Origin of the sequence: Citreimonas sp., assembly GCF_042096055.1 — a bacterium.
Lineage (GTDB): Bacteria > Pseudomonadota > Alphaproteobacteria > Rhodobacterales > Rhodobacteraceae > Citreimonas.
The window spans coordinates 1-14273 of the sequence record NZ_JBELMH010000005.1; the positions used below are offsets into that span (position 1 = coordinate 1).

General features: G+C 69.9%; 16 protein-coding genes and 1 riboswitch. Of the genes, 2 read left to right on the forward strand and 14 right to left on the reverse strand.

The features are described 5' to 3' along the window. On the reverse strand, nt 1–477 hold a 477-nt coding region (locus ACFDTC_RS02370; protein ID WP_375257262.1), incomplete at its 3' end, for a S1 RNA-binding domain-containing protein. 354 nt (nt 478–831) lie between these two features. On the opposite strand from ACFDTC_RS02370, the gene ACFDTC_RS02375 reads away from it, so the two are divergent. Continuing rightward, complete coding sequence (locus ACFDTC_RS02375; RefSeq protein ID WP_375257263.1) at nt 832–1206, forward strand: hypothetical protein; 375 nt, start codon at nt 832–834, stop codon at nt 1204–1206. Nucleotides 1207–1212: 6 nt separating this feature from the next. Here ACFDTC_RS02375 and ACFDTC_RS02380 read toward each other — a convergent pair whose 3' ends face one another. From ACFDTC_RS02380 to miaB, 13 genes are all read right to left on the reverse strand, one after another. Then, complete coding sequence (locus ACFDTC_RS02380; protein ID WP_375257264.1) at nt 1213–1827, reverse strand: (d)CMP kinase; 615 nt, start codon at nt 1825–1827, stop codon at nt 1213–1215. Nucleotides 1828–1869: 42 nt separating this feature from the next. Further along, nucleotides 1870–3225: a 3-phosphoshikimate 1-carboxyvinyltransferase gene (aroA, locus tag ACFDTC_RS02385; RefSeq protein ID WP_375257265.1), complete on the reverse strand. Its 1356-nt coding sequence runs from the start codon at nt 3223–3225 to the stop codon at nt 1870–1872. A gap of 79 nt (nt 3226–3304) precedes the next feature. Then, entirely contained in the window at nt 3305–4018 is a 714-nt protein-coding gene (locus tag ACFDTC_RS02390) for a tRNA (guanine(46)-N(7))-methyltransferase TrmB (protein ID WP_375257266.1), read from the reverse strand. A 54-nt stretch (nt 4019–4072) separates the two neighbouring features. Next, nucleotides 4073–4612, reverse strand: coding sequence for a histidine phosphatase family protein (locus ACFDTC_RS02395; RefSeq protein WP_375257267.1), 540 nt, complete (start codon nt 4610–4612; stop codon nt 4073–4075). A gap of 134 nt (nt 4613–4746) precedes the next feature. Next, complete coding sequence (locus ACFDTC_RS02400; protein ID WP_375257268.1) at nt 4747–5493, reverse strand: dienelactone hydrolase family protein; 747 nt, start codon at nt 5491–5493, stop codon at nt 4747–4749. Nucleotides 5494–5617: 124 nt separating this feature from the next. After that, on the reverse strand, nt 5618–6784 hold the full coding sequence (metK, locus tag ACFDTC_RS02405; protein WP_375257269.1) for a methionine adenosyltransferase: 1167 nt from the start codon (nt 6782–6784) through the stop codon (nt 5618–5620). 3 nt (nt 6785–6787) lie between these two features. After that, nucleotides 6788–6837, reverse strand: a riboswitch (SAM-SAH riboswitch). A 40-nt stretch (nt 6838–6877) separates the two neighbouring features. Further along, a complete protein-coding gene (lnt, locus tag ACFDTC_RS02410; protein ID WP_375257270.1) occupies nt 6878–8371 on the reverse strand; it encodes an apolipoprotein N-acyltransferase in 1494 nt (497 codons plus the stop codon). Continuing rightward, the gene (locus tag ACFDTC_RS02415; protein ID WP_375257271.1) at nt 8364–9335 is read right to left on the reverse strand and encodes a hemolysin family protein; all 972 of its coding nucleotides are present in this window, start codon (nt 9333–9335) and stop codon (nt 8364–8366) included. The genes lnt and ACFDTC_RS02415 overlap by 8 nt, the downstream gene beginning before the upstream one ends. Nucleotides 9336–9358: 23 nt before the next feature. Then, nucleotides 9359–9874: an rRNA maturation RNase YbeY gene (gene ybeY / locus ACFDTC_RS02420; protein ID WP_375257272.1), complete on the reverse strand. Its 516-nt coding sequence runs from the start codon at nt 9872–9874 to the stop codon at nt 9359–9361. Nucleotides 9875–9881: 7 nt separating this feature from the next. Next, complete coding sequence (locus tag ACFDTC_RS02425) at nt 9882–10859, reverse strand: PhoH family protein (RefSeq protein WP_375257273.1); 978 nt, start codon at nt 10857–10859, stop codon at nt 9882–9884. Nucleotides 10860–11014: 155 nt separating this feature from the next. Next, nucleotides 11015–11329, reverse strand: a complete 315-nt coding sequence (locus tag ACFDTC_RS02430) for a hypothetical protein (RefSeq protein ID WP_375257274.1) — start codon at nt 11327–11329, stop codon at nt 11015–11017. 13 nt (nt 11330–11342) lie between these two features. Then, nucleotides 11343–11765: a hypothetical protein gene (locus tag ACFDTC_RS02435; protein ID WP_375257275.1), complete on the reverse strand. Its 423-nt coding sequence runs from the start codon at nt 11763–11765 to the stop codon at nt 11343–11345. A 227-nt stretch (nt 11766–11992) separates the two neighbouring features. Continuing rightward, nucleotides 11993–13303 (reverse strand): tRNA (N6-isopentenyl adenosine(37)-C2)-methylthiotransferase MiaB, encoded by a 1311-nt coding sequence (miaB, locus tag ACFDTC_RS02440; RefSeq protein ID WP_375257276.1) that lies wholly within the window; start codon nt 13301–13303, stop codon nt 11993–11995. Between the two features lie 106 nt (nt 13304–13409). Here miaB and ACFDTC_RS02445 point away from each other — a divergent pair, with 106 nt between their 5' ends. Further along, the gene (locus ACFDTC_RS02445) at nt 13410–14267 is read left to right on the forward strand and encodes a hypothetical protein (RefSeq protein ID WP_375257277.1); all 858 of its coding nucleotides are present in this window, start codon (nt 13410–13412) and stop codon (nt 14265–14267) included. The last annotated feature ends 6 nt before the right edge of the window (nt 14268–14273 follow it).

A 14273-nucleotide genomic window follows, 5' to 3' on the forward strand; every position in this document is an offset into this window, starting at 1 on the left:
CTGGAACGGCTGCTTGAGACCCATGAGCGGGCCCGCGTCGCGCACGGGGCGCACGTCGACCTGGCTGCCGGGCAGGAACGCCACGGCGCCGCCGAGGTCTACGGTGAAGCCGCCCTTGACGCGGCCGAAGATCGCGCCCTCGACGCGGGCGTCGTCGGCATAGGCCTTCTCGAGCCGGTCCCACGCCTCTTCGCGGCGCGCCATCTCGCGGCTGATGACGGCTTCGCCGCGGGCGTTCTCGGCCGAACGCAGGTAGACCTCGACCTCGTCACCGACCGAGATGTCGGGCGCTTCGCCGGGGTTCGCGAATTCCTTGAGCTCGACGCGGCCTTCCATCTTGTAGCCCACGTCGATGATGGCCTGGCCCGCCTCGATGGCGATGACCTTGCCCTTGACCACCGAACCCTCGTTCGGCGTATCCATCTCGAGGCTCTCGTTGAGAAGCGCCTCGAATTCGTCCATGCTTGCTTGTGCCATGTGGCTGGATTTTCCTTTACGACTTATTGCTATTCTGGCCGGGCGGTTGTCTCCGCCGGTCTTGGGTTGGTCAGTCGGGCGTTGCGGAAAACGAAAAAGGGGCCGTCGCAGCGACCCGTGCCCGTTCATCCTGTCGCGCCCGCGGCCTCGCGGCCTTGTCGACGCGCCGCTCATACCGCCACGGCCCGCGCAAGGCAAGCCTTAGCTGCCGCCGCCCCGACGCATGCCCGCCACGGCTGCTGCCAGCGGCGGCACAGACGTCACGGGCGCGCGCCCACCCGCCCGCAAGGCTTGTTTCAACGATGGTCGACCTGTAAAAGCGTGCAAGGGGACGGGGAAGAGCGGAATTTCAAGATGATGCAGACTGGAGTCTTCGGCCAGATGGCGCGCCTGATGGAGATGGTCGACGCCATGATGACCGAACTCGGACTGGCGGACCTGTCGGTGAACGAGCGGACGGTGCTGATGGCGATGTCCGCCTGCGCGACGCGCGATGTCGACGGGATGCCGGTCAGCCATACCGAGCGGGCGCGCGCGCATCGCCTCACGCGGCAGATCTCGCAGCCGACGTTTCACCGCAATCTGCGGCGGCTGATGGATCGTGGCATCATCGGCAAGGCCGACGGGCTGGGTGCGGGCGAATACGTCATCGTGTCGCCCCGCGCGCCGACGGTCGAGATCCCGGCGGCGCTGGACCGCGCCGCTCTGGGCCAGCAGGCCGCCGAATAGCCGCTTTCAGGACTCGGGGCGCTTCTCGTCGATGAAACGCCGCGCGGTGGCGACGGCGGTGTCGACGTCCATGTCGGACGTGTCCAGCACCAGCGCCGTCTCGGCCGCACGAAGCGGCGCGTCGGCGCGGTTCATGTCCTGGTCGTCGCGCCGGCGGATGTCGTCCAGTACCCCGTCGAACGACACGTCGTGCCCCGCCGCCACCAGTTCGCGCCAGCGACGATCGGCGCGGATCTCGGGCCGGGCGGTGACGAACAGCTTGGCCGGCGCGTCGGGACAGATCACCGTGCCGATGTCGCGCCCGTCCAGAACCGCGCCGCCCGAGCGCGCGGCGAAGGCGCGCTGAAAGTCGACCAGTGCCGCCCGCACCTCGGCGATGGTGGCCACGCGCGACGCGGCCTGCGCGACCTCGGGCAGGCGCAGCGCGGCGTCGTCCAGTTCCTCGGGGTTCAGGGTGCGCGCGGCCTCGACCGGCTCCATCCCGTCCAGCATCCGCCGCCCGACCGCGCGGTAGAGCCGCCCGGTATCGAGATGGCCGAAACCGTAATCCCGCGCGAGGCGCTTCGAGATGGTGCCCTTGCCGGATGCGGCGGGGCCGTCGACTGCAATCGTGAATCCCATCCGGTCAGTTAACCCGGCACGCCGGCCCGGCGCAACCGGCGGTCAGGCCGGCACCGCCTCGCGCGCGATGTCGGCGCCGAGCCCGGCCATCAGCCCCTCGAAGATCGGGAAGGACGTGGCGATCGGCCCGCCGTCGTCGATGCGCATCGGCGCGTTGGCGGCCAGCCCCAGCACCAGGAACGCCATGGCGATCCGGTGGTCGAGGAACGTCTCGACCGTGGCCCCGCCCGGCACGGCGCCAAAGCCCAGCCCGTGCACGCGCCACCAATCCTCGCCCTCGTCCACGCGCAGCCCGGCGGCGCGCAGGCCCCTCGCCATGGCGTCGATCCGGTCGGATTCCTTGACGCGCAGCTCCTTCACGCCGGGCATGTAGGTCTGACCCTCGGCGAAGGCCGCGACCACCGACAGCACCGGGTATTCGTCGATCATGCTCGCCGCGCGCTCGGCCGCCACCTCGATACCGCGCAGGTCGGGCGAGAACCGCGCGCGCAGGTCAGCGACCGGCTCGCCCCCCTCCTCGCGCGGGTTCTCGAAGGTCAGGTCCGCACCCATGTCCTGCAGGGTAAAGAACAGCCCCGCCCGCGTCGGGTTCAGCCCGATATTGGGCACCAGCACGTCCGAGCCTTCGGTGATCAGGGCGGCGCAGACCGGGAAGGCCGCGCTCGACGGGTCGCGCGGCACGGCGATGGTCTGGGGCCGCAGTTCGGGCCGGCCCTGGAGGGTGATGACGCGGCCCTCGTCGCTGTCCTCGGTCGCGATCGTCGCGCCGAAGCCGGCCAGCATGCGCTCGGAATGATCGCGCGTCGCCTCGCGCTCGATCACCACCGTCTCGCCCGGCGCATTCAGTCCCGCCAGAAGCACCGCCGACTTCACCTGCGCCGACGGCACCGGCGTCGCGTAGCGTACCGGCAGCGGATCATGCGCGCCGACGATCGTCATCGGCAGCCGCCCGCCCGAACGCCCGTAGGCCCTGGCGCCGAACAGCGCCAGCGGATCGGTCACCCGCGCCATGGGCCGCTTGTTCAGGCTCGCGTCGCCGGTGAAGGTCGCGGTGATCGGGCTGGTGGCCATCGCCCCCATGATCAGCCGCACGCCGGTGCCGGAATTGCCGCAATCGATCACCTGCCCCGGCTCGGCAAATCCGCCGACGCCGACACCGTGCACGTGCCACGTGTCGCCGCGCTTCTCGACGTCCGCCCCGAAGGCGCGCATCGCCTTGGCCGTGTCCAGCACGTCCTGCCCCTCCAGCAGGCCGGTCACACGCGTCTCGCCCACCGCCATCGCACCGAGGATCAGCGACCGGTGCGAGATCGACTTGTCGCCGGGCACCTCCGCCCTGCCCTTCAGCGGGCCCGAGCGGCGTGCAATCATCGGGATCGGATCACCATGGGCGGACATGCGGCACTCCTTCGCGCGTTCCGCCGCCTGATAGACCGGGCCGCGCGCGCCGTCCACCTTCGCGCCATCGCCCGAAGGATCAGTCGCGCCGAAAGGTCAGGTAGTGGGGCACGCGCCCCTCGCGCAGGGCCTTCTGCTCGTAGCGCGTGGACAGCCAGTCGCGCCACGGCTCGCGCCAGTCGGCGGGGCTCTCGGCGGTCCACGTGAAGCCGGCCTTCGGCACCTCGATCAGCGTCTGGCGCACGTAGTCGGGGATGTCGGTCGCCACGCGGAACTCGGCCCCCGGCGCCAGCGCCCGGTGCAGCGGTTCCAGATGCTCGTCGGTGACGAAGCGGCGGCGGTGGTGCTTCTTCTTGGGCCAGGGGTCGGGGTAGAGCAGGAAGGCCTTGGCGATCCCGCTTTCGGGCAGCACGTCCATCAGGTCGCGCGCGTCGCCCGGCCAGACGCGGATGTTCGAAACACCCGCGTCGCGGATCTTGCCCAGCAGCATCGCCACGCCGTTGATGAAGGGCTCGCAGCCGATGATGCCCACGCCGGGGTTGCTCTTCGCCTGGTGGACGAGATGCTCGCCCCCGCCGAACCCGATTTCCAGCCAGACCGGCACGTCGCCGAATGTGGCCTTCAGGTCCAGCGGATGCCGCTCGGGGTTCACGTCCCAGCCGACCGGACCGGGCGACAGCGGCTCGAGATCCTCGTCGAGGTACCGCTCTTGCGCGGGGCGCAGCCCCTTGCCCTTGATGCGGCCGTAGAAATTGCGCCAGGGCGCGCCGGGATGCTTGTTCGACGTGGTCATGGCGCGGGCTTTAGCGGCGCGCGCGCGACGGGGCAAGCGGATCGGGCCCGACGATCAGGGGCGGATCAGGATGCTGCCCAGCACCGCCAGCCCGTCGCCGTCGCGGCGCACCACCAGCACCTCGCCCGAGCGCGTGCCCTGCCCGGTCAGTGCGCTGATGTTGACCTGGTGCGTGACCACGAAGGGCCGTCCGTCAGTCTCGGCCAGCCGGTTCAGCGCCGCCTCGGTCTGCGGCGCGCGCGCGTCGTAGTCGCGGAAGAACGAGTTGAACTCCGGTGCCTCGACCACCGGCCCGAGGTCGAGCAGCCGCGCCGTGTCGAGACACCGGCACCAGCGCGACGACAGTACCACGTCGAAGTCGTGCCCGCGCTCGCGGAAGGCCTGCCCGATGGCGCGGGCCTGCGCGCGGCCAGCATCGTCGAGGTTGCGCTGCGTGGCGCAATCCTCGACGTCGAAATCATCCGGATCGCCCACGCCCGGCGCAAGGGCGTGGCGCATGATCGCGAAGGCGCCGGGCTGGTCCAGCGCGTCCCAGTCGTTGGCCAGCAGCGGCCCGGCGGCGATCATCAGGAAGGAGGCGAGCAGGAAGCGCATGGGGCCTCGGGTTGTTCGGATACGAAACGGGGCGCGGGGGCTCTGCCCACGTCCGCTTGCGCGGACTCCCCCGGGATATTTCCGGACCAAAGAAGCGGCGGACGCCCGGCATACCCGCGCCCGCCGCCTTCGGGTCAGAGGCGTTCGGCCAGGAAGTCCTGCAGCCCGTCCCAAGATCCCTGGTCGGCGTCGAGGTCGTAGTCGTTCGAGCCGTAGACCGTGAAGCTGTGGCGCGCGCCGCCGAAGACATGCGCGCCGTGCTCGACGCCCGCCTCCTGCAACTGGTTCAGGACCGAGGCGAGATCCTCCATCCCCGACACGGGGTCGGCCGTGCCGTGGAAGAACAGCACGGGCGCCGCGGTGGCCGAGTAATCCTGCCCCTCGGGCGTGCCCAGCCCGCCGTGGAAGCTGACGAAGCCGTCGAGGTCTGCGCCCGCGCGGGCGGCCTCGAGCACGGCCGCGCCGCCGAAGCAGTAGCCCATCATCACCATGTCGTCGGTCGCGCCGGTGATGTTGGCGGCCTCCTCGATCGAGCCCATGAGGCGCGCGCGGAATTCCTCGCGGTCGCCGTAGAGCGCGCCGGACAGCGCGCGGTTCTCGTCGGTGGTGGTGGGATTCTCGTCGGCGCCGTAGACGTCGATGGCGAAGGCCGTGTAGCCCAGCGCGGCCAGCATCTCGGCGCGGCGCTCCTCGTACTCGGTCATGCCGTCCCAGTCGTGCACGATCAGCACCGTGCCCTTGGGCTCGATCGCGGTGTTGGTCGCGACGTAGCCTTCGTATTCGCGGTCGCCCACGGTGTAGGTGTGGTACTCGGCCGAAATCTCGGCGCTGGCGGCGGTGGCGCCCAGCAGCGCGGTGGTGGCGAGAATCGTGCGGATCATGGCTTCCCCCTGTCGGTTGCGTTCCGCCGGGGAAGGTAGCGCGGCGCCGGCCAAGTCCAGCGCCCGCACGAAAACGGGCGGCGCCTTACGGCACCGCCCGTCGCGAAAGCCCGACAAACCGGACCTAGATCGCCTTCTTCAGCGCCTCGACCAGGTCGGTCTTCTCCCACGAGAAGCCGCCGTCGGCCTCGGGCTGGCGGCCGAAATGGCCGTAGGCGGCGGTGCGCTCGTAGATCGGCTTGTTCAGCTGCAGCGTCTCGCGGATGCCGCGGGGCGTCAGGTCCATCGTCTTGCGGATCGCGCGCTCGATCGCTTCGGGCGGGACCTCTCCGGTGCCGTGGGTGTCGACGTAGATCGACAGCGGCTCGGCCACGCCGATGGCGTAGGACAGCTGCACGGTGCAGCGGTCCACCGCGCCCGACGCGACGATGTTCTTGGCCAGGTACCGCGCCGCGTAGGCGGCCGAGCGGTCGACCTTGGTCGGATCCTTACCCGAGAACGCGCCGCCGCCATGCGGGGCCGCGCCGCCATAGGTGTCGACGATGATCTTGCGGCCCGTCAGGCCCGCGTCGCCGTCCGGCCCGCCGATCACGAAGGTGCCCGTGGGGTTCACGTGCCAGATCGTGTCGTCGGTGATCCAGTCCGCCGGCAGCACTTCGCGGATGTAGGGCTCGACGATCTGGCGGATGTCTTCGCTGGTCTGTGCCTCGGATTCGTGCTGCGTCGACAGCACGATGGACGTGACCTCGACCGGCTTGCCGTTCTCGTAGCGCACCGACAGCTGCGACTTGGCGTCCGGGCGCAGCGTGGGCTCGGCGCCCGACTTGCGCGCATGCGCCAGCCGCTCGAGGATCTTGTGCGCGTACTGGATCGGCGCCGGCATCAGGTCGGGCGTCTCGTTCGTGGCGAAGCCGAACATGATGCCCTGGTCGCCCGCGCCGTCGCGGTCCACGCCCTGCGCGATATGCGCCGATTGCTCGTGCAGGAAGTTCAGCACGTGCAGCGTGTTCCAGTGGAACTTGTCCTGCTCGTAGCCGATGTCCTTGATGCAGTCGCGCGCGATCTGCCCGATTCGGCCCATGTAGTCCTTGAGCCGCTCCTGGTCGCTCAGCCCGACCTCGCCGCCGATCACCACCAGGCTCGAGGTGGCGAAGGTCTCGCACGCGACGCGCGCCTCGGGCTCCTCGCGCAGCAGCGCGTCGAGCACGGCGTCGGAAATCCGGTCGCACACCTTGTCGGGGTGCCCCTCTGAAACGGATTCAGAGGTGAACGTGTAATCTTGTCGGGACATAAGTGCTCCATTGGTGTTTTCGCCGCCACGCCAGGAAGCCGTTGTGGCGGCATTTTTGTATCCGATTTCGGTTACGCGGGCGCAGGCGAACGGTCAAACGGAATCGCGTGGGCTACGCAACACAGCGAACGCTAATACGCTGACGAGCAACACCAACAGCGGCCAGTCGCCGATTCGGCTGTAGGGCGTCACCCGCAGCGGCGGCGGCAGGGGCGCGTCGACGTATCCCGCCTGCCCCAAGTCCAGCGATGCCAGCACCCGCCCCGCCCCATCGATCGCGGCCGACACGCCGGTGTTGGCGGCGCGCAGCAGCGGCACGCCCCGCTCGATCGCGCGGATGCGCGATTGCGCCAGGTGCTGGTACGGCCCCGACCACGTGCCGAACCACGCGTCGTTGGTGACGTGCAGCATCCAGTCGGGGCGGAAGTCCGCGGCGTGGATGTCTTGGGGAAAGACCGCCTCGTAGCAGATCAGCGGCAGCGCGGTGCCGAGATCGCCCAGCGGCATCGGGCGCGGGCCGGGCCCCGCGGCGAAGCCCCCGGTGGCGCGCGCCGCCAGCGCCTGCAGCCCCAGCCGCGACACCAGCCCCGGCAGCGGCATGTACTCGCCGAAGGGCACGAGGTGGTGCTTGTCGTAGATCTGCGTGGCCGCACCGTCCTCGATCAGCGCGAGCGCGTTGTAATAGCGCCCGTCCTCGTAACGCAGGATGCCGCTGGCGACCGGCGCGCCGTCCGCCGCGTCGGTCATCGCGGCGAACGCATTGCCCGCGTCTTCCAGCAGCATCGGCAGGGCGGTTTCCGGCCAGACCACCAGCGCGGGCGCGCGGGCCGGGTCCTCGGGCGGGGCGGCGGTGAAATCGAGGCCGCGTTCGTAGAAGACGCGCTGGCGCGCCGGGTCCCACTTCTCGGTCTGCGGCGCGTTGGGCTGGACCAGCCGCACGACGGGGCGGTCTGACAGGTCCTGCGGCGGCGGCGTCAGCATCAGCCCGCCGGTCCACAGCAGCGCCACGCCGCATGCGGCAGCGATCGCCGGGCGCCGTCCCGCCGCCGCCAGCGCGGCCAGCGCCAGCGTTGCGAAGGTCAGCCCGTGCGGCCCCGCGACCGACACCCACTGGATCACCGGCGTCTCGAGCCAGAGATACCCCACCAGCGACCACGGAAAGCCCGTCAGGATCGTACCGCGCGCGAACTCGGCCGCCGTCCACAGCACGGCCAGCGCCAGGAACCGGTGGCCCGGCAGCCGCGCCGCGATGCCGAAGGCCAGCGCCCAGAACAGCGCGAGGCCGGCGGCCAGACCGACCAGCGCGAAGGGCGCCATCCAGCCGTAGATTTCCGGCTCGATGAAGAACGGCTCCACGATCCACGACAGGCCAAGGCCGAAATACCCCGTGCCGGCCGCCCAGCCCACCAGCGCCCAACGGCGCGCGCGGCGCAGGATCGCGAAGATCGCGATGATGGCCAGGATCGCCAGCGGCCACAGGTCGTAGGGCGGCGTGCCCAGCGCCATGACCGCGCCCGCGGCCAGCGCCAGCAGGGCGTGCCCGCCGCGCCACGCCACGGGCCGTGCACGCGCCGTGATGTCAGCCACGCCCCGGCTCGGCCGCGCGCAGGGGTGCCGCGGTCTCGAACCCCGCCCCGGGCCGGCCCGAGGTGCCGTTGCGCGCCGCCCCCAGGCGCACGCGCAGCCGCTTGATCCGGCGCGGATCGGCGTCGACCACCTCGAAGTCCAGCCCCGCCGGGTGCGGCACCACCTCGCCGCGCGCGGGCACGTGCCCGGCCAGCATGAAGACCAGCCCGCCCAGCGTGTCGATCTCCTCGGCGTCGATGTCCTCGTGGTCGGTCAGCTCGAGGCCCAGCTCGTGCTCGAATTCCTCGAGCGGGGTTTTCGCCAGCACCAGGTAGCAGCCGGTCTTCTCGCGGGTCCAGTTGCGCGCCTCGTCGGTGTCGTGCTCGTCCTCGATCTCGCCGATGACCTGCTCGATCAGGTCCTCGATCGTCACCAGCCCGTCGACACCGCCGTATTCGTCGATCACCAGCGCCATGTGGCGCCGCTCGGTCTGCATCTTGGTCAGCAGAACCCCGATCGGCATCGACGGCGGCACGTAAAGCAACGGCCGCAGCATCCGCTTGAGGTTGAAGCGGTGCCCGGTCTGGCCCATCCCGTGGCCCAGCGCGAAGTCCTTGAGGTGCGCCATGCCCACCGGCGTGTCCAGCGTGCCGTCATAGACCGGCAGCCGCGTCAGACCGGTGTCGCGGAACACCTGCGCAAGATCGTCCTTGGTGATGGTCATGGGGACCGCGACGATGTCGGCCTTGGGGATGGCGACATCCTCGACGCGCATCCGGCGCAGGTTCACCAACCCGTGCGAGCGCGCCCGCGCCTGCTGGTCCTCGCTTCCGCCGTCGCCGTTCGACTGCGCGTCGGAACCGAAAAAGCCCCTCAGCCGTCGCAACATGCCGCCCTGTTCGGCGGCCTCGGTTTCGTCGTAGGTCTCAATCTTCGTCTCGTGCGCGCCCTGCGCTGCATTAGACGAGTCGTCTGTATCGCCCATCTCAGCCTTACCAGTGTCGGACGTCATTGTCCCTCTCGTTCCTTATATGGGTCAGGCAAACCCAGTTTGCCAAGTATTTCCACCTCGAGCCGCTCCATCGTTTCGGCGTCCGAGTCGTCCTCGTGATCATAGCCCAGAAGGTGCAGCACGCCGTGCACCACGAGGTGCGTCACATGCGCGCCAAGCGGGGTTCCGCCGGTCTCGGCCTCGGCGGCGCAGGTCTCGAACGCCAGGGCCACGTCGCCCAGGTGCTCGGGGTCGTCCGGCGTGCCCGGTTCGGGGGCATGGGCGGGCGCGCCGGGGCTGTCGGGCGACAGGTCGGTCTCGGGCCAGCTGAGCACGTTCGTCGGCCGCGGCTTGCCCCGGAAATCGGCGTTCAGCGCGGCGATCCGCGCGTCGTCGCAGCCCAGCACGGCGATCTCGAACAGCCGCGCATCGACGCCCAGATGCGCCAGCGCGGCCTGCGCCGCCGTCTCGGCCAGCGAAGGCAGCCCGGCCTGCCGCCAGCGCTCGTCCTCGATGATCGTCTCGGTCAGCACGCCGGGCTCACGCCGGCGCCTGGTCGGCCTCGTAGGCCTCGATGATCGCGGCGACCAGCGGGTGGCGCACCACGTCCTTGGCGGTGAAGTAGTTGAAGCTGATACCCTTGACCGTGTTCAGCAGCCGTTCCGCGTCGGCCAGCCCCGAGGGCACGCCCCGCGGCAGGTCGACCTGCGTCCGGTCGCCGGTGATCACCATCCGCGACCCTTCGCCCAGGCGCGTTAGGAACATCTTCATCTGCATGGACGTCGCGTTCTGCGCCTCGTCCAGCACCACGAAGGCATTGGACAACGTGCGCCCGCGCATGAAGGCCAGCGGCGCGATCTCGACGGTCTTCTCCTCCATCATCCGGGCCAGCTGCTTGCCCGGCAGGAAGTCGTTGAGCGCGTCGTAGAGCGGCTGCATGTAGGGGTCGACCTTCTCCTTCATGTCGCCGGGCAGGTAGCCCAGCTTCTCGCCCGCCTCGACGGCGGGGCGCGACAGGATGATCTTGTCGACCTGGCCGGTGACCAGCATGTTCACGCCCACCGCCACCGCAAGATAGGTCTTGCCGGTGCCCGCCGGGCCGATGCCGAAGGCGAGCTCGTGCGCGAAGAGCGAGCGGACATAGGCCTTCTGCGCGTCGGTGCGCGGCTCGACCAGCTTCTTGCGCGTCTTGATCTCGACCGCGCCGCCATCGCCGAACATCTCGAGCTGCGACAGGTCCTCGGCCTCGTCGGCCATGCGGAAATGGCGGTCGATCTCGGACTTGCCCACGTCGCGGCCCTGCTCGAGCCGGTCGTAGAGCGCGCGCAGCACCTCGGCGGCCTCTTCCTGCGCCTCGGACGTGCCGTGCAGCGCAAGCTGGTTGCCCCGGCGCAGGATCTGCACGCCGGTGCGGGCCTCGATGTCGGTCAGGTTGCGGTCGTACTCGCCGCACAGGTCGATCAGAAGTCGGTTGTCGGGAAATTCCAGAACGGCTTCGGCCGGGGCGGCTGGGGTCACGCATGTCTCCTGCGATGCTGCTCGCGTCTACCGTGCCAAGCGCGCGCCGGCAAGGCAACCACCGCCGCAACGCGACGCGGCGGCGAAAGATCCGCCGCCGCGCAAAAGAGCGTTCCGGGCAACATGGGACACGCGGGCGCGCCCCCGGTCGCGTATCAGATCGGGTCGCCGATCACGCTGGTCGCGCCACCCTTGAAGTTGCCGGTGGCGAGGCCGGGGAAATCCGCCGGCACGTTCACGCAGACCGGCTTGCCCGTCTGGGGGTTGTAGCGCGGCGTGAGGTACCCCTCGACGCCGTCGTCGATGATCCAGTACTGGCAGCCCTGCGGCGAATACCAGATGCCCGCCTGCATGTTCGCAAGCCCGCCCTGCCGGTCGACGGTCTGGCGGTCGTTGTCCTTGTTGGGGTCGTTGCTGCAACCGGCCAGCGCAAGCGCGCCGGCGGCGGCGAGGATGAATGCCTTCGTCATGCTCAGCACTCCTTCACTTGTACTTGCCGGTATAGGGCACGTCGTATTTGCGGATCACGAACTGCTCGGTGGTGTCGCGCGGCCCGCCGTTGCAGGTCGGCATGCCGTTGCGCTGCAGGATCGGCGCCATGTACCCTTCCGAGCCGTCGTCCATCACCCAGTGCTGGCAGCCGTCGGGATCGGTCCAGATGCCCGGCCGGTAGATCTCGCCCCGCAGGACCATGCGGCCACCGCCCTGCGTGCTGGCGATCACCTCGCCGCCGCCCCTCAGGCGCGTGATCGCGCCGTCGCTCAGACCCTCGACCCGCATGGCCTCGCCGGTCGCCGCGTCGATCACGAGCGGCTGCTGCTGCGCCGCCGCGCCGTGCGTCACGACCATCAGGCCCGCCACGAAGGCCGCGACGCCGGATCTCAGGCTCCGAACTGTCGTCGACATATGCTGTCCCTCTTTACTGTCCCTACTTGCGCGGGCCGACGCACACGAAAGCGTGACCCCGCGCGACCATACCCCGATATTAACGATTTACGAGAAAACATCGCCACGTCACGCACCGTCGCAGGCGCGCGCGCGTCGCCGGCGCGGCGGCGGGGCCGGTCGCGCGGGCCGGTGCCCGCGCTTATCGTTTCGGAAACAAGGACTTGTCGGGCGCCGCAGCGCGCCGGTCAGGCCACCAGGCGGCCCGACAGGGAATTCGCGCCGGAATCCTCGATTCGGACGGAATGAACCGATCCGGGCAGGATTGTATCGCTCTCGACGTGCACCGCGTGCAGGTACTCGCTTTTCCCGACCATCTGCCCGGCGAATCGGCCGGGCTTCTCGAACAGCACCTTGACCTTGCGGCCGACCATCTCGTCCTGCAGCGCGCGCTGCTGGCGGGTCAGCAGCGCCTGCAGGCGCTTCAGGCGGTCGTCCTTGACCGCCTCGTCGACCTGGTCGCGCTCGGCCGCGGGCGTGCCGGGCCGCGTCGAGTACTTGAACGAGAACGCCGAGCCGTAGCGGACCTCCTCGATCAGGTCGAGCGTCGCCTGGAAATCCTCTTCGGTCTCTTCCGGAAAGCCGACGATGAAGTCGCCCGACAGGTGCAGGTCGGGCCGCGCGGCGCGCAACCGCTCGATCAGGCGCACGTACTGCTCGGCCGTGTGCTGGCGGTTCATCCGCTTGAGGATGCGGTCCGACCCCGCCTGAACCGGCAGGTGCAGGTAGGGCATGAGCTTCTCGCACTCGCCATGCGCGGCGATCAGAGCGTCGTCCATGTCGTTGGGGTGCGAGGTGGTGAAGCGGATGCGCTTCAGATCCTCGATCTCGGACAGCGCCTTGATCAGGCCAGCCAGCCCGCCCTCGTGGCCGTGATAGGCGTTCACGTTCTGGCCCAGCAGCGTCAGCTCGCGCACGCCGCGTTCGACCAGGTCGCGCGCCTCGGACAGGATGCGGTCGGCCGGGCGGCTGACCTCGGCGCCCCGCGTGTAGGGCACCACGCAGAAGGCGCAGAACTTGTCGCAGCCCTCCTGCACGGTCAGGAACGCGGTCGGGCCGCGCTTGACCTTGGGGCGGTGCTTCAGCGTCTCGAACTTGTCGTCCTCGGGGAAATCGGTGTCCAGCGCCTTCTCGCCCGCCCGCGCCCGCGCCTCGAGCTGCGGCAACCGGTGATAGCTTTGCGGGCCGACGACCAGGTCCACCATCGGCTGGCGGCGCATGATCTCCTGCCCCTCGGCCTGCGCCACGCAGCCCGCCACGCCGATCTTCAGGTCGGGCTTTTCCGCCTTGAGGTGCTTGTAGCGCCCCAGCTCGGAATAGACCTTCTCGGCCGCCTTCTCGCGGATGTGGCAGGTGTTGAGCAGGATCATGTCGGCGTCGTCGGGGCTGTCGGTGGTGACGTAGCCCTGCCCGCCCATCGCCTCGGCCATGCGCTCGCTGTCGTAGACGTTCATCTGGCAGCCGTAGGTCTTGATATACAGCTTCTTGTCCTGGGGCATGGCATGGCGTCCTGCGCTTCGGGGTCAGCCGGTGCGATACCGCAGAACGGTCCCGGGTTGCAATGCGGGGCGATTTGCGGAAGCGTTCGCGAAAAAGGGCGGTGGCGTGCTGTATCCCGATCTCGAGACGTTCGCCCGGCGCGGCGCGCCGGCGCTGGCCCCCGGCCCGGTCGCGCTGATCTTCGCCGAGGATTCCGCCGCGCTCGACGCCACGCTGCGCCACCACGCCCGCCACGGCTTCGCCCCGGTCCTTTTGGGCGCGCCCGACCTGGCCGTGGCCGAAGATCTCTCCGCCCTGCCCCGCGTCGCGATGGATGCGCGCGACCCCGATGCCGTCGCCCGCGCCGTCAGCCGCATCGCGCGCGCCCTGCCGAGCGCCTGGCTCTACTGGGGCTACAACGCCGAATTCCTGTTCTACCCCTTCGCCGAGACCCGAAGCGCGGCCGAGATGCTGGCCTTCCACGCGCAGGAGCGGCGCGAGGCGATGCTGACCTACGTGATCGACCTCTACGCCGGTGACCTCGCCGCGCATCCCGACGCGGTGGCGCTGGACGATGCTTGGCTCGACCGGTCGGGTTACTACGCCGAGGCGCGCCTCGACCCGGCGGGTCGGCCCCGCGACCGGCAGCTCGACATCTACGGCGGGCTGCGCTGGCGGTTCGAGGAGCACGTGCCCCCCGCCCGCCGCCGGATCGACCGGATCGCGCTGTTCCGCGCCCGCCGCGGCGTGAGCCTGCGCGCCCACCACACGCTCAGCGATGAAGAGATGAACACCTATGCCTGCCCGTGGCACCACAGCCTGACCGCGGCGGTGATGTCCTTCCGGGCCGCCAAGGCGCTGCGCTTCAACCCCGACAGCCGCGCCGCGATCGACACGTTCCGGTGGCGCAACTCGACCCGGTTCGACTGGACGTCGCGGCAGCTGCTGGACCTCGGCTTCATCGAGCCGGGGCAGTGGTTCTAGCGCGTC